This window comes from Frigoribacterium sp. ACAM 257 (genome assembly GCF_007954365.1).
Classification (GTDB): Bacteria; Actinomycetota; Actinomycetes; order Actinomycetales; family Microbacteriaceae; genus Frigoribacterium.
On record NZ_VOLO01000001.1, the window covers coordinates 1,130,360 to 1,149,367 of the forward strand.

A 19,008-nucleotide genomic window follows, 5' to 3' on the forward strand; every position below is an offset into this window, starting at 1 on the left:
CAGGCAGCGGGTTACACTGGGGACTCCCCTTCCCGCTAGGAGACACCCCTCATGCTCGGAAACCTCACCGGCTGGCACCTGATCATCATCCTGGCGATCATCCTGCTGCTGTTCGGCGCCCCCAAGCTGCCCGCACTCGCGAAGAGCATCGCCCAGTCGATGCGCATCTTCAAGAACGAGATCGGCGACGACAAGAAGACCGGCGACGACGACGTCACCCGCAGCTCGACGACCGACGGCACCCGTCGCCGCGACGCCGACGTCCCGACCGTCCGCCCCACCAGCGGCGACGACCACCTGAAGAACTGACGCGTGGCCACGACGACGACTCGTGGCACCGACGAGGGCGACCAGGCACCCCGAGGCTCGCGGAAGCGCTCGGCCGACGGGCGCATGTCCCTGGGCGCGCACCTCGTCGAGCTGCGCAAGCGCCTCTTCCGCTCCGCCCTGGCACTGATCCTCGCCAGTGTCGCGGGCTGGTTCGTCTCCCAGTTCGTCCTCGACTTCCTGCGGCAGCCGGTCCTCGTGCTGGCGGGCGGCAACGCGAGCGAGGCCGTCCTCAACTACGGCCAGATCACGAGCAGCTTCGACCTGCGGATGCAGATCGCCGTCACCGTCGGCGTCATCCTCAGCAGCCCGGTCTGGCTGTACCAGGTCTGGGCGTTCATCGTCCCGGCCCTGGTCCGTCGAGAGAAGCTCTACGCCGTCGGCTTCATCGGCTCGGCCATCCCGCTCTTCCTGCTCGGCTGCCTGAGCGGCGTCTACGTCCTGCCGAACATCGTGAGGGTGCTCACGGGCTTCGTCTCGGAACAGGACGCGGCGATCATCGACGCCAAGCAGTACTTCGACTTCGTGCTCAAGCTCGTCCTCGCCTGCGGGATCGCGTTCGTGCTGCCCGTGTTCCTCGTCCTCCTCAACTTCGTCGGCGTGATCAGCGCGAAGGCCATCATCAAGGGCTGGCGCGTCGCCATCCTGCTGATCGCGGTCTTCACCGCCATCGCGACGCCCGCGGCCGACGTCTTCTCGATGTTCCTGCTCGCGGTGCCCATGGTGTTCCTCTACTTCGTCGCCGCCGGCGTCGCCTGGATCCACGACCGGGGCGTCGCCAAGCGCGCCGCGGCACTCGACGCCGAACTCGCCGGAGGGTGACCCCATGACCAGCAGCGACCTCAGCCCGGCCGCCCGCTTCGCCGCGTCGAAGAACCGCGTCCGCACGCCGCAGCTGCAGTCGTTCCGGTCACGTCTCGGCTTCTCACTCGACCCGTTCCAGGAGGCGGCCTGCGCCTCCGTCGAAGAAGGCTCGAGCGTCCTCGTCGCCGCGCCCACGGGTGCGGGCAAGACGCTGGTCGCCGAGTTCGCCATCCACCTCGCGATGCAGCACCCCCGCGACAAGGTCTTCTACACCGCGCCCATGAAGGCGCTGAGCAACCAGAAGTTCCAAGAGCTCGTGGCCGAGTACGGGGCGTCCGAGGTCGGTCTCCTCACCGGCGACACCAACGTCAACTCGCGCGCCCGCATCGTCGTGATGACGACCGAGGTGCTCCGCAACATGATCTACGCCGGCTCCGAGATGCTCGACGACCTCCGCTACGTCGTCCTCGACGAGGTGCACTTCCTGGCCGACCGCTTCCGGGGCGCCGTCTGGGAAGAAGTGATCATCCACCTCCCGCTCGACGTCCGGCTCATCTCGCTCAGCGCCACCGTGTCGAACGCCGAGGAGTTCGGCGACTGGCTGCAGACCGTGCGCGGCGGCACCGACGTGATCGTCTCCGAAGATCGCCCGGTGCCCCTCGACCAGCACGTCCTCGTCGGGGGCAAGTTCCTCGACCTGTTCGACTCGAGCGGGCAGGCGGCGACCAACCGCGTCAACCCCGAGCTGCTGCGGGCCACGTCGCTGTCGAGACGAGGAGGCGGCAGCCGGCGCGAGCGCGGCGGTCGCGACGGTTTCTCGGGCCGCGGCCCGCGCGGACACGTCGTGCCGCCGACGCAGCACGCCCAGGGTCGCCTCGACCGCTGGAAGATCGTCGAGATGCTCGACGACCAGAACCTGCTCCCGGCCATCTTCTTCGTCTTCAGCCGGGTCGGCTGCGACCAGGCCGTGAAGCAGGTGCTGCGCTCGGGCATCCGCCTCACCACCGCCGACCAGCGCCAGGAGATCCGCGAGATCGTCGAGGCCCGGTGCCGCACCCTGCGCGACGAAGACCTCGCGGTGCTCGGGTACTGGCAGTGGCTCGACGGGCTCGAGCGCGGGGTCGCGGCGCACCACGCCGGCCTGCTGCCCGCCTTCAAGGAGGTGGTGGAGGAGCTGTTCCAGAAGAAGCTCGTCAAGGTCGTCTTCGCCACCGAGACCCTGGCGCTCGGCATCAACATGCCAGCGCGCACGGTCGTGCTCGAGAAGCTCGAGAAGTTCAACGGCGAGGCCCGTGTGCCGATCACGCCGGGGGAGTACACGCAGCTGACCGGCCGCGCCGGCCGCCGGGGCATCGACGTCGAGGGCCACTCGCTGATCCAGTGGCAGCAGGGCCTCGACCCGCAGGCGGTCGCGAGCCTCGCCTCCCGACGCACCTACCCGATGAACTCCAGCTTCCGCCCGACCTACAACATGGCGGTCAACCTGATCGAGCAGTTCGGCCGGTCACGCACCCGCGAGGTGCTCGAGACGTCGTTCGCCCAGTTCCAGGCCGACCGCGCCGTCGTCGACCTCGCCCGCAAGGTCCGGACGCAGCAGGAGAGCCTCGACGGCTACGCCCGCAGCATGCAGTGCCACCTGGGCGACTTCGGCGAGTACACCACGATCCGTCGCGAGCTCGGCGACCTCGAGAAGCAGGGCGCGGCGAGAGCGGACGCGCAGTCGCGGGCCGAGCACGACAAGCGCCAGCGGCACCTCGCCGACCTTCGTCGTCGCCTGCGGCAGCACCCCTGCCACGCCTGCCCCGAGCGCGAGCAGCACGCCCGCTGGTCCGAGCGCTGGTGGAAGCTCAAGAAGCAGACCGACCAGCTCTCCGCCCAGATCCGCGGCCGCACCGGCGCCGTCGCCAAGGTCTTCGACCGCGTCACCGACGTCCTCCTCGACCGCGGATACCTCGAGCCGTCCGTGCCCCGTTCCTCCACGTCCGGAGCGGCAGCGCCCGGCTCCTCGCGACGAGGCGGCGACCGCACGGCCGAGGTCGCCGTGACGGCGACCGGACGCACCCTCCGGCGCATCTACGGCGACCGGGACCTGCTCGTCGCCGAGAGCCTGCGACTCGGGCTCTGGGACGAGCTCGACGTGCCGTCGATGGCAGCCATGGCCGCCACGCTCGTCTACGAGCCCCGCCGCGACGAAGGGCAGCTCAGCGAGCGGTTCCTGCCCCGTGGCGCCTACCGCGAGGCGCTCGACGAGACGCAGAAGCTGTGGGCCGAGCTCGACGACCTCGAACAGGAGCACCGGCTGCCGGGCAGCAACCCGCCGGCCCCCGGACTCGCACTGGCCATGCACCGCTGGGCCAGGGGAGCAGATCTCGACTCGGTCCTCGAGGACGCAGAGCTCGCGGCGGGCGACTTCGTCCGCTGGACCAAGCAGACCATCGACCTGCTCGACCAGTTGTCCGTCGTCGCCGACCTGCCTGTCGGTCCGGTCGCGCGCAGGGCCCTCGACGCCGTACGGCGCGGGATCGTCTCCTACTCGGCGGTCTGAGGCGGCGCTCGACAGGGCCGAACACACCCGCAGGAGGCGCGTCCCGCCTCCCAGCCTGACCCCCGTAGGATCACACGGTGCCCCTCCGCGTGACCGACTTCCGCCTGCCGCTCTGGGTGGCCGTCCTCGTGGCGGCCGGGGCCGGGGTCGTCCTCGACGCGGGCTTCCCCGACGGCGACGTCTGGCCTCTCGCGTTCGTCGGGATCGCCCTCGTGCTCGTGTCGCTCCGCGGCCGTCGAGCCGGGGGAGCGTTCCTCGTGGGCCTCGTCGCCGGGCTGTCCTTCTACCTCGTCCACATCTTCTGGGCGACGCTCTACCTCGGCCTGCTCCCCTGGATCGCGCTCTCGACCCTCGAGGCGCTCTTCTTCGGCGGGGGAGCGGTGCTCATCACCCTCGCCTACCGCTGGGTGCCCCGTGTCTGGCCCGGACTCGTGGGCCAGGCCGTCGCCGTCCCGGTCGTCGTCGCCGGCCTCTGGACGCTCCGCGAGTTCGTCGCGGGCAACTGGCCCTACGGCGGCTTCGCCTGGGGCCGCATGGCCTTGAGCCAGTCGCAGAGCCCGTTCGCCGGGCTCGTCGCCTGGGTCGGCATCTCGGGCCTGACCTTCCTGATGGTCGCGCTCGTGGCGGCCCTCGTCCAGCTCGCGCTGATGGTGACGCTGCCCCGCGCGACGCGGCTGCTCGCGGCCGCGATCGCCGTGGTGGCCGTCCTCGCCGTCCCCGCCTGGCCGACGTCGTCGAGCGGCACCGCCCGGATCGCCGGCGTGCAGGGCAACGGGCCGGCCGGCTACTTCGACGAGCGCGAGCAGGGCGACCTGCTCAACTCGCAAGTGCTCGCGATGAGCGGCCTCCAGCCCGGCGACGACCTCGACCTCGTCGTCTGGCCTGAGGGCGGCAGCGACCGCGATCCCACCCGTGATGCCTACGGCCGCTACGTCTTCGACGCGATCACCACCGGCTACGACGCGCCGCTCCTCTCCGGCGTCATCACGCAGAGCGACGACGGCGAGACCGTCTGGAACTCCTCGATCCTCTGGGACGACGGCGAGGTGCAGGGCCAGTACGACAAGAAGCACCCGATCCCGTTCGGCGAGTACGTGCCCGATCGCTCCTTCTGGCGCCCGTTCGCGCCCGACCTCATTGACCTCATCGCCCGCGACTACACGCCGGGCACGCGACCCGAGGCGATGACGATCGGCGACTTCACCGCCGGCATCTCGATCTGCTTCGACATCGTCGACGACCAGCTCGTCACGAACATGATGCGTGACGGCGCCCAGGTGATCATCGCGCAGACCAACAACGCCGACTTCGGCGACACCGACGAGAACGCCCAGCAGCTCGCGATCGCCCGGCTGCGGGCCATCGAGACGGCGCGCCCGGTCGTCAACGTCTCGACCATCGCCTCCAGCCGGGTCATCGACGCTCGCGGAGAGATCGTCGCGGGCGTCCAGGACTTCACGGCCGGCACCATGGTGCACACGGTCGATCTCGGCACCGGGACGACGCCCGCGGTCGTCGACAGCCGGGCGATCGAGCTGTTCGTCTCGTTCCTCGGGCTCGCCCTGCTGGTCCTCTCTCGCGTGCTGATCGGCGGTCGTCGGAGCCGACGCCGCCGCCTCCTCACCTCGGCTCCGTGGGCCGAGCTCACCACGCCCCTGCTGGCCGCCGAGAAGCCCGTGGCCCTCGAGGACGAGCTGGACGACCCCGATCAGTTCGACTCGGTGCGGCGTGGCCGCCGCCGCTGACGAAGCCCCGCGGGACGCACGGCGCCACGACCGGCAGGCTGCCACGGCGGTCACCCGGACGCACATCGGCCCCGGCGTCGTGACGACGACCGGGGCCGATGGTGGGGGAGCGGGCCAGAACTCGTGGGGCGAGCCTCAGGCTCCGATGGCCTGCTTGCCGCGACGCGCGCGGAGGAACGTCAGACGTTCCTCGAGGAGCTCCTCGAGCTCCTCACGGCTGCGTCGCTCGAGCAGCATGTCCCAGTGGCTCCTGGGCACCTTCACGTCTCCGGCCTCGATCTCGACGGGTTTGCCGTCCGCGGCGAGCAGACGACCTTCCTGGCCGCTCTTCGGCGACTGCCAGATGTCGGGGATCTCCGCGTCGGCCGCGAAGACCATGTCGAACTCCGTGCCGTCCGCCGTCTGGTACACGGCGCGCTTCCGGGGTGAGAACTCCACGCCCTCTTCGCTCTGCAGGCTCTGACTGCCGAGCCGCATGCCACGCAAACTGCGATCTGCCATTGTGTGGTCTCCTCTCGCGTTGCAATCTCCCGTTGTAACGTCAGGTCGGGTCCGCCTGTTTCATCCGAGACGGATTCACAGTCCGCTCACAGTGCCCTGGCAGTGGCCGCCCGCACCTCCGCGAGGGCGAGATCGGCCCTGTCGGACACGAGTCCGTGCACGCCGAGGGCGAGCAGACGGCGCATGGCGACGGGGTCGTTGACGGTCCAGACGTGGGTCTCGACGCCGATCGCCTCGAGGTCGCGGACCCGGCGACGGGTGACGACGCGGAGCGGGCCCTGCTGCTCGGGCACCTGGACGGCCCCGCAGCCACGGAGCGCGCGGGCCATCAGCCGTCGCCTGATCGGCGTGACGGGCACGGCGCCGAGGGCGACGACGGCGATCACGCCCCAGGAGGACGCCGAGGTGACGACACCGGGCAGCCCCGCCAGCACGCGTCGTCGGATGCGCTGGTCGAACGAGGTGAGCAGGACGCGGTGCTCGGCCCGTGCCCGCCGCACCGCGTCGATCGTCGGGCCGACGGCCTCGGCGACCTTGACGTCGATGTTGAAGCGGGTCTCGGGGAACGCTGCCAGAGCCTCCTCGAGGGTGGGCATCTCGTAGCCGCCGTCGAGCTGGACCAGTCGGACCTCGGCGATCGTCAGGTCGCGGACGGACACGTCACGACCCGCGACCCGCGAGAGGTCAGGGTCATGGCTCACCACGGCCACGCCGTCGCTCGTCGCGTGCACGTCGGTCTCGACGTAGAGCGAGCCCGCGGCGATCGCCTGGAGGAACGCCGCCGTCGTGTTCTCCGGCACCCCGATCGCGAGACCCCGGTGCGCGAGCACGCGCGGCGTCGGCCCCTCGAACCAGACGGAGGCGCGGGCCCGGCCCACTAGGGAGCTGCCGGGGGAGCGGTGGGCGGCACGTCCGTGCTGCCGTCCGACGACGTCGTGTCGGCGGCCCCCTGCGCGCCTGCCCCCGGGAGGTCGCCGGCTCCGGGGCGCGTGACCGTGGGAAAGCCGAGGTCGGGCTCGCTGCCGAGGTCGACCGTGGTCGCGAGGTCGGGCGTCTGCTCGGTCTCGGACACCTTCGTCGTGCCGCGATCGACCCAGCCGGGCGCCGACGGGTCCTTCGGGGCGAAGAACCCCGAGCCGATGCCCTTGAGCGCCTCGGTGAGCTCGCTCGGGATGATCCAGAGCTTGTTCGCCGAGCCCTCGGCCAGCTTCGGCAGGGTCTGGAGGTACTGGTAGGCGAGCAGCTTGGGGTCGGGGTCGCCCAGGTGGATCGCGTTGAAGACGGTGTCGATGGCCTCGGCCTCGCCCTGCGCACGCAGGACCTGGGCCCGAGCCTCGCCCTCGGCGCGGAGGATGGCGGACTGGCGCGACCCCTCGGCCTCCAGGATCTGCGACTGCTTCGTGCCCTCGGCGGTGAGGATCGCGGCACGACGGTTGCGCTCGGCACGCATCTGCTGCTCCATCGAGTCCTGGATGGAGAGGGGCGGGTCGATGGCCTTGAGCTCGACTCGCCCGACGCGGATGCCCCACTTGCCGGTGGCCTCGTCGAGGACGATGCGGAGCTGGCCGTTGATGTTGTCGCGGCTCGTCAGGGCCTCTTCGAGGTTGAGCCCGCCGACGACGTTGCGGAGGGTCGTCGTGGTCAGCTGCTCGACCGCACCGAGGTAGTTGGCGATCTCGTAGGTGGCCGCACGGGCGTCCGTCACCTGGAAGTAGACGACCGTGTCGATCGACACCACCAGGTTGTCCTCCGTGATGACCGGCTGCGGCGGGAACGAGACGACCTGCTCGCGCATGTCGATCAGCGGTCGGACCCGATCGATGAACGGGACGAGCAGGTTGAGCCCCGGCAGGAGGGTCTTGTGGTACTTGCCGAGCCGCTCGACGACGCCGGCGCTGGCCTGCGGGATGATCCGCACGGCTCGGAACAGCACGACGAGCACGAAGACGACGACGACTGCGACGACGACGACGGTCACGATGGTGGTGGGGTCCATGGTCAGTCCCTTCAGGCGGGGACGACCAGGGCGGTCGACCCCTCGATGGCGGTGACGACGACCGGCGCACCGGTGTCGAGGACGATCCCGGCCGACGCCGGGGGAGAGGGGAGGAGGCGGGCGGTCCACGTCTCGCCGTTGGCGAGCTTCACCTGGCCCCCGTCCACCCCGATCGGCACGACGACGGTGCCGCGGATGCCCATGAGGGCCGCGAGGTTGCTCGGCGTGGGATCGCCGCCCTTGCCGAGGGCGCGCAACAAGGGGGGACGGACGGTGAAGAGCAACAGCACGGCGATGAGCCCCGCGACGATCACCTGGAGCCACCACGGCGCCCCGAAGAGGCCGGCGAGCAGGCCGCCCACGCTGCCGATGGCGAGCATGAGGAACGTGAGCTCGAGCGTCGTCACCTCGATCACGACGAAGACGAGGAGCAGCCCGATCCAGATCAGCCACGCCCACTGGGTGACGACGTCCACGTCGGCCTCCTTCGCCTCGTGTGCAGCCGACCCGCTTCGTGGTCGATGCACCGTGTCCTCGACGGTATCAGGGGCGACCGACAGCCGGACGGGGACCGATAGTCTCGAGGCGGTCCACCGCGACCCGCCGCACGCCACCACGACAGTCTGGAGCCCACCGTGTCCAACCCCCTCGCCGCAGGATCCCTCGCCGGCAAGCGCGCCCTCGTCACCGGCTCGTCCCGGGGCATCGGCGCCGACACGGTCGGCTACCTCGCCGAGGCCGGTGCCCGGGTGGTCGTCAACTACCGCAACAAGGAGAAGCGCGCGCTCCAGCTGGTCGGCAAGATCGAGGCCGCGGGCGGCGGGGCGATCGCCGTCGGCGCCGACCTCACCGACGCCGAGAGCCTGGACGCCATGTTCGCGCAGGTGCGCGACGCGTTCGGCGGCCTCGACGTGCTGGTCATGAACGCCTCGGGCGGCATGGAGACCGGCATGGCCGAGGACTACGCGCTCACGCTGAACCGCGACGCGCAGGTCGCCCTGCTCACGGCCGCCCTGCCGCTGATGGCGCCCGGCTCCCGCGTCGTGTTCGTCACGAGCCACCAGGCGCACTTCATCCGCACCACGGAGACCATGCCCGAGTACCTGCCCGTCGCCCTGAGCAAGCGCGCGGGGGAGGACGCCCTGCGCGAGATGCTGCCGCAGCTCGAGGCAGCGGGCGTCGAGTTCGTCGTCGTGTCGGGCGACATGATCGAGGGCACGATCACCGCGACGCTGCTCGAGCGCTCGAACCCGGGTGCGATCTCGTCGCGCAAGGAGAGCGCCGGCAAGCTCTACAACGTCGCCGAGTTCGCCGCCGAGGTCGCCTCGGCCGTGGTCGACCCGATCCCGGCCGACCACACGCGCTACGTCGGCGACACGAGCGACTTCGCCCCGCTGGTCTGAGACGCGGGCACCTCGTGACCGAGCGCGTCGTCCGTCCGACCTCCCGCCTCCTCGTGCTCGACGAGGCGGACCGCCTGCTGCTGATGATGACGACGGCGCCCGACACGAGCGGGCACTCCCGCTGGATCACGCCCGGCGGGGGAGTCGATCCGGGCGAGGACCACCCGCAGGCCGCGGTCCGAGAGCTGCTCGAGGAGACCGGGCAGGTGGTCGCCGACGTCGGCCCCGTCGTCCGCGTCGACGACTTCGAGGTGCCGTGGGACGACGCCGACCACACGCACGGCCACGCCGAGTTCTTCGTGGTGCGCCTGCCTCACTTCGACGTCGTCGAGGACGGCTGGACCGACGACGAGCGCGTCGACATCCTCGAGTCGCGCTGGTGGACGCTGGCCGAGCTGGAGGCGACGACCGAGCCGGTCGAGCCGGTCGACCTGACGACGCTGCTGCGGAACGTGCTCGCACACAGCTGATCGGCCCCTCTCGAGCAGCCCGACTCGGCGCTGATAATGCACATTATGTCAGGTTTCTTGTCCGTACCCCCTCCTCCCGGGCGTCCGACAGGCCACCGGTGTTCAGTCGGCGCATGACCGACCACGAGACACCGGACGACGCCCACCTGCGCCCCGAGGGCGTCGACGACGCGACCGTCGCCGCACTGGGCAAGCTCTCCGAGGCGCTCGAGGTCGTCGAGCACGCCCGCGGCCTGCTCTACGGCTTCCACAGGCTCACGGGCAAGGCCGACCTCGCCCTCGGCGAGGCGGTCGAGCTGCTTCGCGAGGCAGGCCACGACGAGCACGCCGACGCGCTCGAGCGGGACCTGGTCGGTCGCAACGTCGTCGAGGGCCGCTGGACGTTCCAGCTCGTCGAGGACTACGACGACACGTACTGGTCGGAGTTCCGGCGCAGCGAGAAGACCGTCCGCGACGCACTCGCCGGCGGCAGGCGGCACGTCTTCGAGTCCGAGATGAAGGAGGAGCGGCGCAGCCCAGGTCGACGACACCACGAGGCGCGCCCCGCCGAGCAGCACGGCTCCCCCGGCGACGACTCCCGCTGACATCCCCCAGGCCTCCTGAGAACTGCCTCCGGCGGGCCGAGGCCGGACGGGCCACCTGGCAGGATGGCACGATGACCCCGCCCCCCGTCGACCGCCCTCGCATCGAGGCGGCGGTCGCCGAGATCCTCGCGGCCATCGGCGAGGACGGCACCCGCGAGGGCCTCCTGTCGACGCCACGACGCGTCGCCGAGGCGTACGCCGAGTTCTTCGCCGGCCTCGAGGTCGACGCCGCCGAGCTCGTCCGCTCCTCGGCCGTCGCCTCCGATCCCGAGAAGCTCGGCGAGCTGGTGGTGGTCCGCGGCATCGCGCTCCGGTCGGTCTGCGAGCACCACCTCCTGCCCTTCGTCGGCCAGGCCCACGTCGCCTACGTGCCTGGTGAGCGGATCGTCGGCCTCGGCACCGTCCCCCGGGTCGTCGACGCGCTGGCGTCGCGGCCCCAGCTGCAGGAGCGCCTCGGCGAGGAGATCGCCGACGCCTTCGTCGAGGGCCTCTCCCCCACGGGCGTGCTCGTCGTCCTCGAGGCGGTGCACGGCTGCGTCACGACGCGCGGCCCGCGACAGGTCGACAGCTCGACGATCACCGTCGCGAGTCGTGGTGCACTGGCCGAGCCTGCCGCCAGGGCCGAGGCGATCGCCCTGATCACCGCGGGAGACGGCCGTGGCTGAGCCGGGCCGTCCGCAGGCCGATCCCGCAGCCGCTGCCGCTGCCGCGACACCGTCCGTCCCGGTCTTCATCGCTCCCCCGCTGCGGATCCCCGTGCGCTCCGTCGGCCGCCGCACGTACGACTTCTCCCGGCAGGTGGCCGTGATGGCCGTCGTCAACCGCACCCCCGACTCCTTCTTCGACCAGGGCCGCACGTTCGCGCTCGACGCGGCCGTGCAGGCGGCCGTCGACGCGGCCGAGGCCGGCGCGGACTGGGTCGACATCGGCGGCGTCCCCTTCGCGCCGGGCCCCGAGCTGTCGGCCGCCGACGAGCTCGACCGGGTGCTGCCGGTCGTCCAGGCACTCGCTGCCGTGTCGGACGTCGTCATCTCGGTCGACACCTTCAGGCCCGAGGTCGCCGCCGCGGTGATCGAGGCCGGAGCAGGCGTCGTCAACGACACGACCGGGCTGCACGACCCGCGGCTCGCCGACGTCGTGGCCGACAGCGGTGCGACCCTCGTCGTGACGCACAGCCTCGCCGCCCCCCGCCGTCCGCACCCGCGGCCGCACTACGACGACGTCGCCCGCGAGGTGGTCGAGCTGCTCGCCCGGCGCGTCGACGTCGCGCTCGCCCACGGCGTCCGAGAGGAACAGATCATCGTCGACCCCGGCCACGACCTCAACAAGACGACCGTGCACACCCTCGAGCTGACCCGCCGTCTCGGCGAGGTGGCCGCGCTCGGGCACCCCGTGCTCGCGGCCGTCTCGAACAAGGACTTCGTGGGCGAGTCCCTCGACCGCGAGAAGCCCGACCGCCTCGCCGGCTCGCTGGCGGCCGCCGTCGCCAGCGTGTTCCTCGGCGCCCGCATCGTCCGGATGCACGACGCCCCCGCGGCCGTCGACGCCGCCCGCATGGTCGAGGCCATCCTCGGCTGGCGACGACCCGTGCACGCCGTGCACAACGTCTCGTGACCGGCTCGCGCGTGGTCCGAGTGGTCCCCGGAGGCCACGAGGAGGCGCCCCTCACCGACGCGGACCTGCTGGCGACGCTCTCCCCCCACGACCGCAGCCGCCCGTGCCTCAGGGTCAACTTCGTGACCACCCTGGACGGCGCCTCGACCTCTGTCGGCGTCTCCGGCTCGCTCGGCGGTCCGGCCGACGGCCGGGTCTTCGACCTGCTGAGGCGCGTGACCGACGTGGTCGTCGTCGGTGCAGGCACCGTCCGCGACGAGGGCTACGGCGCGATGCGGCTCGGCGACGACGCGGCGACCTGGCGAGAACAGGCCGGTCTCGCCCCCCAGCCCGCCTTCGCGCTCGTGTCCGGGTCCCTCCGGCTCGACCCCGAGTCGACCGTGTTCACCGAGGCGCCGGTGCGGCCGCTCGTCCTGACTACCGACCGAGCCGACCCGGGAGCGCGTCGGGCGCTCGAGCGCGTCGCCGACGTCGTGGCCTGCGGCGACGAGCGGGTCGACCCGCACCTCCTGCGCGACGCCCTGATCGAGCGCGGCCTCACGCAGATGCACTGCGAGGGCGGACCCCGCCTCTTCGGCGACCTGGTGCGGGCCGACGCCGTCGACGAGCTGTTCCTCACCCTCGCGCCGATGCTCGAGGGCGGCCACGGGCTGCGCGTCAGCCAGGGGGCCGAGGGCGACGACTCGAGCCCGCTGAGGCGCATGCGCCTCGCCCACGTCCTGCAGGACGCGGACGAGCTGCTCACCTGGTACGTGCGCGACCGCTAGCCGGCAGCCCCCTCGCCGAACCCGCCCTCGATCAGCTCGACGAGGTCGTCGACGGCCTGCTGGGCGTCCGGTCCGGTGGCCATCAGCGACACGGTCGACCCGATGCCGAGCCCGAGCCCCATGATGCGGAGGAGGCTCTTCGCGTCGACGCCGTTGACGGTGACGTCGGCCTGGAACCGGGAGGCGTGGGTCACGAGCTCGGCAGCGGGCCGGGCGTGCAGGCCCGACGCGTTGACGAGCACGGCCGACCGCTCGACGGCGTCGCCGCCGCGCAGCTCGCGCTCGTCGGCGTGCGGATCGGCTACGCCCGTCGCGCTGCGGGCTGCCTCGGCGACCTGGGCCAGCGAGCCGCCGGTCTCGGCCGCGACGGCCGCGGCCACCGCTCCCTCGACGATCGGCGCGTCGACGATGACGACGCGCTCCTTCTCGGCGTCGTCGAGGAAGTCGACCGCCGTCTCCGACGTGAGCAAGGCGGAGCCGAGGTCGCAGAGCACGACGACTCCCCCGCCTCCGTCGGCGGTGCCCAGAGCTGCGGAGACGGCGTCGAAGCTGGTGCCGATGCCGCCCTCGTCGGTGCCGCCGGCGGCGACGAGGGTCGTGGTGGGCGCCATCTGACGAGCGAGCTCGACCGTGCCCTCGGCGATCTTGGAGCTGTGCGAGACGACGACGATGCCGACGGAGGCCATGGTCACGCCTCCCCGGAGGTCGTCGCCGCGGCCGCCGCGACGTCGTCGGCGGCATCCGCGGCGGCCGCCAGGATGAGCGCGGACGACTGCGCGCCCGGGTCCCGGTGCCCCACCGCGCGTTCGCCCAGGTAGCTGGCGCGTCCCTTGCGGGCGACGAGCGGCTCGGTCGACGCGGCTCCGTCCGCAGCCGCGTCGGCAGCTGCTCGCAGCACCGACGTGGGGTCGCCACCGGCGTCCGCGGCTGCCTTCGCGGCATCCGACGCGGGCGTCCAGGCATCGATCATGGTCTTGTCCCCGACCTCGGCCTTGCCGCGCAGCACGGCGCCGTCGCGCGCCGCGGCCACGAAGGCCGCGACGGCGGCGGAGTCGATCTCCGTCGCGTCGCCGATCGCGCCGGCCCCCTTGAGGAACGCGGTGCCGAGGAGGGGCCCCGAGGCGCCTCCCACGGTCGAGATCAGGGTCGTCGCGACCATCTTGAGCAGGGCGCCGGGCGTGGCGTCGTCGGGCTGCGAGGCGAGCTTGGCGCGCACGGCCGAGAAGCCGCGCTCGAGGTTCTCGCCGTGGTCACCGTCGCCGATCTCGCGGTCGAGCTCGATCAGAGCGGCGCGGTTCTCGCTGACGGTGTCGGCCGCGCGCTCGACGAAGCGGCGGGCCCAGGTGGAGTCCAGTGTCATGTCGTCCTTCTCTCGGGTGTCTGGTCTGGTGGGCGGCGGGGTCAGCGTCCGCGGCGCAGGGCCGCGGTCTCGACGGGGGCGTCCCACAGCTCGGTCAGCTCGTCGTCGAGCGTCGTCACCGTGATGGACATGCCCTGCATCTCGAGCGACGTGACGTAGTTGCCGACGAGCGTCCGCGTGACCTGCACGCCCTTCTCGGTCAGCACCTCCGAGGCACGGCGGAACGCGACGTAGAGCTCGACGAGCGGGGTGCCGCCCATCCCGTTGACGAACAGGAGCACGCGATCGCCGGAGGCGGTGCCCAGGTCGTCGAGGACGGCGTCGAGCAGGCGGTCCACGATCCGGTCGACCGGCTCGAGCGGCACGCGCTCGCGGCCGGGCTCGCCGTGGATGCCGATGCCGATCTCGACTTCGTCGTCGGCGAGCGTGAAGCTCGGCTCGCCGGCGTGCGGGACGACGCCGGCGGTCAGCGCGACCCCCATCGTCCTGGTCGCCGCGTTGGTCCGGCGAGCCACCTCGGCCACCTGCTCGAGCGAGTCGCCGCGCTCGGCCGCGGCTCCCGCCGTCTTCTCGACCACGACCGTGCCGGCGACGCCCCGGCGGCCGGCCGTGTAGAGCGAGTCCTTGACGGCGACGTCGTCGTCGACGAGCACCGACGCCACGGTGATGCCCTCGGCCTCGGCCAGGTCGGCCGCGGTCTCGAAGTTGAGGACGTCGCCCGTGTAGTTCTTGACGATGTAGAGGACGCCCGCTCCCCCGTCGACGGCCTGGGTGGCGGCGACGATCGGGTCTGGCGTGGGCGACGTGAAGACCGGGCCCGGCACGGCCGCGCTGAGCATGCCGTGTCCGACGAACCCGGCGTGCAGCGGCTCGTGGCCGCTGCCGCCGCCGCTGACGATCGCGACCTTGCCGGCGACGGGCCCGGAGGCGCGGCGCACGAACGTCGGGTCGTGCGAGACGACCAGCAGGTCGGGGTGCGCGGCGCCGATGCCGGCCACCGCCTCCTCGACGACGTCCTTCGGATCGTTGATGAGCTTCTTCATCGAAGTCCCTCCCTGGAACGGGCACGGTGCACGGGCGGCACCGTCGCGCCTCGAAGCTACTCCGGGCAGGGCCGGTGCAGGCGGGGCGCGCGACGGCTCCCGTGCACATATGTGCATCCGTGGTGATTCGGGTGGCGGCCGGGGTGTTCCCCGGGTCTATGGTGATGCCACACGCTCACCGCGGAGGTGCACAGTCGCCCTCCGCCCGACGACTAAGGAAGGTCGACGTGGACCTGGGAACGATTTTTCTCTCTGAGCTGGTGGGCACTGCCATGCTCCTCACCCTCGGTGGCGGCGTGGTCGCCAACGTGGCCCTCACGAAGTCGAAGGGCTTCAACGGCGGCACCCTGATGGTGAACTTCGGCTGGGGCCTCGCGGTCTTCGCCGGCATCGCGGTCTCGTACAAGTCGGGCGCTCACCTCAACCCCGCGGTCAGCATCGCGCAGCTGATCCTCGGCAACATCGACTTCCCGCAGTTCCTCGTCTACGTCGCGGCGCAGATGGTCGGAGCGATCATCGGTGCGGTCATCGTCTGGCTGGCCTACAAGAACCACTTCGACGAGGAGCCCGACCCGGCCTCGAAGCTCGGAGTGTTCTCGACCGGCCCGGCCATTCGCAACTACGGGTGGAACCTCGTGACCGAGATCATCGGCACCTTCGTGCTGGTGTTCGTCATCATCGCCTTCACCAACGGCAGCGCAGCGCCGGTCGACCTCGGCGGCCTCGGCGGCCTCGCCGTCGGCCTCCTGGTGGTCGGCATCGGCGCCTCCCTCGGCGGCCCGACCGGCTACGCGATCAACCCGGCCCGTGACCTCGGCCCGCGCATCGCCCACGCCCTGCTTCCCATCAAGGGCAAGGGCTCGAGTGACTGGTCCTACGCCTGGGTGCCCGTCGTGGGCCCCCTGGTCGGCGGCTCGCTCGCGGCGCTCCTGTCCTACCCGCTCCTCCCCCTCATCAACGGCTAGCAGGCCCCCGGCAGGCAGCCGACGACCCCCCGTTCCACGACTGCACCGCGGGGACACCCGGGACACGCACCGGCCACGGCCGGGGCGTGTCCGCCCTGCTCGGTGCACACCATCAACGACGAAGGAGAACCACACGTGAGCGACGACTACATCCTGGCGATCGACCAGGGCACCACCAGCACCCGCGCCATCATCTTCGACCACTCCGGCTCGATCGTCTCGACCGGCCAGAAGGAGCACGAGCAGATCTTCCCGCGCGCCGGCTGGGTCGAGCACGACCCCGCCGAGATCTGGGAGAACACCCGCGAGGTCATCGGCCAGGCCCTGTCCCGCGCCGACATCACGCGCCACAACATCAAGGCCGTGGGCATCACCAACCAGCGCGAGACTGCCGTCGTCTGGGACAAGACGACCGGCAAGGCCGTCTACAACGCCATCGTCTGGCAGGACACCCGCACCCAGTCGATCGTCGACCGCCTCGCTGCCGACGGCGGCGTCGAGCGCTTCAAGCCCGTCGTGGGCCTGCCGCTCGCCACCTACTTCTCGGGCACGAAGGTCGTCTGGATCCTCGAGAACGTCGAGGGAGCCCGCGAGAAGGCCGAGGCCGGCGACCTGCTGTTCGGCACGACCGACACGTGGGTCCTCTGGAACCTCACCGGCGGCACCGACGGCGGCGTGCACGTCACCGACGTCACCAACGCCTCGCGCACCCTCTTCATGGACCTGGAGACGCTCGAGTGGCGCGACGACATCCTCGAGGCCTTCGACGTGCCCCGTTCGATGCTCCCCGAGATCAAGAGCTCGTCCGAGGTCTACGGCACGGTCGAGGCCTCCAGCCTCCTCCGCGAGGTCCCGATCGCCGGCATCCTGGGCGACCAGCAGGCAGCGACCTTCGGCCAGGCCGCGTTCGACCAGGGCGAGTCGAAGAACACCTACGGCACCGGCAACTTCCTGATCTTCAACACGGGCGAGGAGATCGTCCACTCGAAGAACGGCCTCCTCACGACGCTGGGCTACAAGCTCGGCGACGCGGCGCCGCACTACGCGCTCGAGGGCTCGATCGCCGTCACCGGCTCGCTGATCCAGTGGCTGCGCGACAACCTCGGCATCATCGGCTCCGCGCCCGAGGTCGAGGAGCTCGCCAAGAGCGTCGAGGACAACGGAGGCGTCTACTTCGTGCCCGCGTTCTCCGGTCTGTTCGCGCCCTACTGGCGCTCGGACGCCCGTGGCGCCCTGGTCGGCCTGACGCGCTACGTCAACAAGGGCCACATCGCCCGTGCCGCCCTCGAGGCGACGGCGTTCCAGACCCGCGAGGTGCTCGACGCGGTCAACGCCGACTCCGGCGTCGACCTCACCGAGCTCAAGGTCGACGGCGGCATGACCGGCAACGACGCGCTGATGCAGTTCCAGGCCGACATCCTGAACGTGCCCGTGGTGCGTCCGGTCGTCGCCGAGACGACCGCGCTGGGCGCTGCCTACGCGGCCGGCCTCGCGGTCGGCTTCTGGGAGACGCTCGACGACCTGCGCTCGAACTGGCAGGAGGACAAGCGCTGGACGCCGAACATCGAGGCAGACGAGCGCGACCGCACCCTCCGCCTCTGGAAGAAGGCCGTCACGAAGACCTTCGACTGGGTCGACGAGGACGTCAACTGACGCCAGCGCCACCTGGCGTGACAGCACGAGGGCCCGTTCCGTCAGGAACGGGCCCTCCGTCGTGTCCGGGACGACCGCCTCCTCGTGTCCGCGCCAGGCGCGACGCAGGAGGCGGTCGGTCGACTCAGCGCCGGGTGGCGGCCACCCAGTCAGCCAGCTTGCGGGAGGCGGCGCCCGAGTCGATGGCCTCGGCCGCGACGATGAGCTGCTCCCTGAAGCGGGCGAGGATCGGTCGGTCACGCTGGGCCGGGTCCTGGGCGAGGCGGTACGAGACGAGCCCGGCCGCGGCGTTGAGCAGGACGATGTCGCGGACCGGTCCGGTCTCGCCGTCGAGGACACGGCGAGCCACGCCAGCGTTGTGCTCGGCGTCGCCGCCCACCAGGTCGGCGATGGCCGCCCGCGGGATGCCCAGCTCGAGGGGGTCGAGGTCGTGCTCGGTCACCGAGCCTGCCGAGACCTCCCAGATGTGGCTGTGTCCAGTCGTCGTGAGCTCGTCGAGCCCGTCGTCGCCCCGGAACACCAGCGCCGTCGCCCCGCGGGTCTGGAAGACGCCGACGATGAGCGCCACCTTCTCGGGCGACGCGACGCCGACCGCGCTGGCCTCGGGACGCGCGGGGTTGACGAGCGGGCCGAGGAAGTTGAACACCGTCGGCACGCCGATCTCACGACGGACGGCCGCGGCGTGGCCGAACCCCGGGTGGAACGCGGCCGCGAAGGCGAAGGTCAGGCCTACCTCGCCGAGGACCTCGGCGACCCGGTCGGCACCGAGCCCCAGGTCGATGCCGAGGGCCGCCAGCACGTCCGACGATCCCGACGACGAGCTGGCGGCGCGGTTGCCGTGCTTGATGACGGGGACGCCGGTCGACGCGACGACGACGGACGCCATCGTCGACACGTTCACCGTGCCGAAGCGGTCGCCTCCCGTGCCCACGATGTCGACGGCCATGGAGTCGACGGGCAGGGGCACCGCGTGGGCCAGCACGGCGTCGCGGAAGCCGACGATCTCGTCGACGGTCTCGCCCTTGGCACGGAGGGCCACGAGGAACGCGCCGAGCTGGGCCGGGGTCGCCTCCCCCACCATGACGCGCTCCATCGCCCAGGTCGCCTCGCTGATCGAGAGGTCGTGCCCGGAGAGCAGCTGGTCGATGAGGAAGGGCCAGGTCAGGTCGTGGATCATGCCGTCAAGGCTATCGGCGCACAGGGTGGCCCATCACATAGCTCGTCGTCAACG

Annotated in this window: 20 protein-coding genes; 12 read left to right on the forward strand and 8 right to left on the reverse strand. The window is 71.5% G+C overall.

The window, feature by feature from the left end; genetic code table 11:
* Positions 1–51 precede the first annotated feature (51 nt).
* The 4 genes from tatA to lnt all read left to right on the forward strand — a co-directional run bounded on the left by tatA (position 52) and on the right by lnt (position 5,421).
* Positions 52–309 (forward strand): twin-arginine translocase TatA/TatE family subunit, encoded by a 258-nt coding sequence (gene tatA, locus ES689_RS05250; RefSeq protein WP_146901080.1) that lies wholly within the window; start codon positions 52–54, stop codon positions 307–309.
* Between the two features lie 3 nt (positions 310–312).
* Complete coding sequence (gene tatC, locus ES689_RS05255) at positions 313–1,149, forward strand: twin-arginine translocase subunit TatC (RefSeq protein WP_370512330.1); 837 nt, start codon at positions 313–315, stop codon at positions 1,147–1,149.
* A 4-nt stretch (positions 1,150–1,153) separates the two neighbouring features.
* Positions 1,154–3,676 (forward strand): RNA helicase, encoded by a 2,523-nt coding sequence (locus ES689_RS05260; RefSeq protein WP_146901083.1) that lies wholly within the window; start codon positions 1,154–1,156, stop codon positions 3,674–3,676.
* 77 nt (positions 3,677–3,753) lie between these two features.
* Entirely contained in the window at positions 3,754–5,421 is a 1,668-nt protein-coding gene (lnt, locus tag ES689_RS05265; RefSeq protein WP_223269389.1) for an apolipoprotein N-acyltransferase, read from the forward strand.
* A 135-nt stretch (positions 5,422–5,556) separates the two neighbouring features.
* Here lnt and ES689_RS05270 read toward each other — a convergent pair whose 3' ends face one another.
* From ES689_RS05270 to ES689_RS05285, 4 genes are all read right to left on the reverse strand, one after another.
* Positions 5,557–5,922, reverse strand: coding sequence for an RNA polymerase-binding protein RbpA (locus tag ES689_RS05270; protein ID WP_123545626.1), 366 nt, complete (start codon positions 5,920–5,922; stop codon positions 5,557–5,559).
* A gap of 86 nt (positions 5,923–6,008) precedes the next feature.
* Positions 6,009–6,800, reverse strand: coding sequence for a glycerophosphodiester phosphodiesterase family protein (locus ES689_RS05275; protein WP_146901086.1), 792 nt, complete (start codon positions 6,798–6,800; stop codon positions 6,009–6,011).
* The gene (locus ES689_RS05280; protein ID WP_223269390.1) at positions 6,800–7,918 is read right to left on the reverse strand and encodes an SPFH domain-containing protein; all 1,119 of its coding nucleotides are present in this window, start codon (positions 7,916–7,918) and stop codon (positions 6,800–6,802) included. The genes ES689_RS05275 and ES689_RS05280 overlap by 1 nt, the downstream gene beginning before the upstream one ends.
* Before the next feature lie 11 nt (positions 7,919–7,929).
* Positions 7,930–8,394 (reverse strand): NfeD family protein, encoded by a 465-nt coding sequence (locus ES689_RS05285; protein ID WP_146901089.1) that lies wholly within the window; start codon positions 8,392–8,394, stop codon positions 7,930–7,932.
* Positions 8,395–8,553: 159 nt separating this feature from the next.
* Here ES689_RS05285 and ES689_RS05290 point away from each other — a divergent pair, with 159 nt between their 5' ends.
* The 6 genes from ES689_RS05290 to ES689_RS05315 all read left to right on the forward strand — a co-directional run bounded on the left by ES689_RS05290 (position 8,554) and on the right by ES689_RS05315 (position 12,756).
* Positions 8,554–9,321, forward strand: coding sequence for an SDR family oxidoreductase (locus tag ES689_RS05290; RefSeq protein ID WP_146901092.1), 768 nt, complete (start codon positions 8,554–8,556; stop codon positions 9,319–9,321).
* A 14-nt stretch (positions 9,322–9,335) separates the two neighbouring features.
* Complete coding sequence (locus tag ES689_RS05295; protein WP_223269391.1) at positions 9,336–9,791, forward strand: NUDIX hydrolase; 456 nt, start codon at positions 9,336–9,338, stop codon at positions 9,789–9,791.
* Positions 9,792–9,904: 113 nt separating this feature from the next.
* Positions 9,905–10,375: a hypothetical protein gene (locus ES689_RS05300; protein WP_146901095.1), complete on the forward strand. Its 471-nt coding sequence runs from the start codon at positions 9,905–9,907 to the stop codon at positions 10,373–10,375.
* A 71-nt stretch (positions 10,376–10,446) separates the two neighbouring features.
* On the forward strand, positions 10,447–11,040 hold the full coding sequence (gene folE / locus ES689_RS05305; protein ID WP_146901098.1) for a GTP cyclohydrolase I: 594 nt from the start codon (positions 10,447–10,449) through the stop codon (positions 11,038–11,040).
* A gap of 67 nt (positions 11,041–11,107) precedes the next feature.
* The gene (gene folP, locus ES689_RS05310; protein ID WP_370512338.1) at positions 11,108–11,989 is read left to right on the forward strand and encodes a dihydropteroate synthase; all 882 of its coding nucleotides are present in this window, start codon (positions 11,108–11,110) and stop codon (positions 11,987–11,989) included.
* The gene (locus ES689_RS05315) at positions 11,986–12,756 is read left to right on the forward strand and encodes a pyrimidine reductase family protein (RefSeq protein WP_223269393.1); all 771 of its coding nucleotides are present in this window, start codon (positions 11,986–11,988) and stop codon (positions 12,754–12,756) included. The genes folP and ES689_RS05315 overlap by 4 nt, the downstream gene beginning before the upstream one ends.
* On the opposite strand, the gene dhaM is transcribed toward ES689_RS05315, so the two are convergent.
* From dhaM to dhaK, 3 genes are read right to left on the reverse strand one after another with little or no spacing between them, the layout of a single operon-like run.
* Complete coding sequence (dhaM, locus tag ES689_RS05320) at positions 12,753–13,442, reverse strand: dihydroxyacetone kinase phosphoryl donor subunit DhaM (protein WP_146901101.1); 690 nt, start codon at positions 13,440–13,442, stop codon at positions 12,753–12,755. The two genes, ES689_RS05315 and dhaM, sit on opposite strands and share 4 nt — an antisense overlap.
* A gap of 2 nt (positions 13,443–13,444) precedes the next feature.
* Positions 13,445–14,116, reverse strand: a complete 672-nt coding sequence (gene dhaL, locus ES689_RS05325) for a dihydroxyacetone kinase subunit DhaL (protein ID WP_146901105.1) — start codon at positions 14,114–14,116, stop codon at positions 13,445–13,447.
* A 41-nt stretch (positions 14,117–14,157) separates the two neighbouring features.
* On the reverse strand, positions 14,158–15,159 hold the full coding sequence (gene dhaK / locus ES689_RS05330; RefSeq protein ID WP_146901109.1) for a dihydroxyacetone kinase subunit DhaK: 1,002 nt from the start codon (positions 15,157–15,159) through the stop codon (positions 14,158–14,160).
* 164 nt (positions 15,160–15,323) lie between these two features.
* Here dhaK and ES689_RS05335 point away from each other — a divergent pair, with 164 nt between their 5' ends.
* Both ES689_RS05335 and glpK read left to right on the forward strand, forming a co-directional pair.
* Entirely contained in the window at positions 15,324–16,124 is an 801-nt protein-coding gene (locus ES689_RS05335; RefSeq protein ID WP_146901112.1) for an MIP/aquaporin family protein, read from the forward strand.
* 135 nt (positions 16,125–16,259) lie between these two features.
* The gene (gene glpK / locus ES689_RS05340; protein ID WP_123545611.1) at positions 16,260–17,777 is read left to right on the forward strand and encodes a glycerol kinase GlpK; all 1,518 of its coding nucleotides are present in this window, start codon (positions 16,260–16,262) and stop codon (positions 17,775–17,777) included.
* A gap of 124 nt (positions 17,778–17,901) precedes the next feature.
* Here the strand turns inward: glpK and trpD are convergent, their stop codons facing one another.
* Positions 17,902–18,954, reverse strand: a complete 1,053-nt coding sequence (gene trpD / locus ES689_RS05345; protein WP_146901115.1) for an anthranilate phosphoribosyltransferase — start codon at positions 18,952–18,954, stop codon at positions 17,902–17,904.
* Between the last annotated feature and the right edge of the window lie 54 nt (positions 18,955–19,008).

Excerpts from the sequence above, each read along its gene's own strand:
- dhaK (WP_146901109.1), bottom strand. The coding sequence starts at position 15,159 with ATGAAGAAGCTCATCAACGATCCGAAGGACGTCGTCGAGGAGGCGGTG.
- ES689_RS05280 (WP_223269390.1), bottom strand. The coding sequence starts at position 7,918 with ATGGACCCCACCACCATCGTGACCGTCGTCGTCGTCGCAGTCGTCGTC.
- tatA (WP_146901080.1), top strand. The coding sequence starts at position 52 with ATGCTCGGAAACCTCACCGGCTGGCACCTGATCATCATCCTGGCGATC.
- trpD (WP_146901115.1), bottom strand. The coding sequence starts at position 18,954 with ATGATCCACGACCTGACCTGGCCCTTCCTCATCGACCAGCTGCTCTCC.
- ES689_RS05335 (WP_146901112.1), top strand. The coding sequence starts at position 15,324 with ATGCCACACGCTCACCGCGGAGGTGCACAGTCGCCCTCCGCCCGACGA.
- dhaM (WP_146901101.1), bottom strand. The coding sequence starts at position 13,442 with ATGGCCTCCGTCGGCATCGTCGTCGTCTCGCACAGCTCCAAGATCGCC.
- dhaL (WP_146901105.1), bottom strand. The coding sequence starts at position 14,116 with ATGACACTGGACTCCACCTGGGCCCGCCGCTTCGTCGAGCGCGCGGCC.
- ES689_RS05300 (WP_146901095.1), top strand. The coding sequence starts at position 9,905 with ATGACCGACCACGAGACACCGGACGACGCCCACCTGCGCCCCGAGGGC.
- ES689_RS05270 (WP_123545626.1), bottom strand. The coding sequence starts at position 5,922 with ATGGCAGATCGCAGTTTGCGTGGCATGCGGCTCGGCAGTCAGAGCCTG.
- folE (WP_146901098.1), top strand. The coding sequence starts at position 10,447 with ATGACCCCGCCCCCCGTCGACCGCCCTCGCATCGAGGCGGCGGTCGCC.
- ES689_RS05260 (WP_146901083.1), top strand. The coding sequence starts at position 1,154 with ATGACCAGCAGCGACCTCAGCCCGGCCGCCCGCTTCGCCGCGTCGAAG.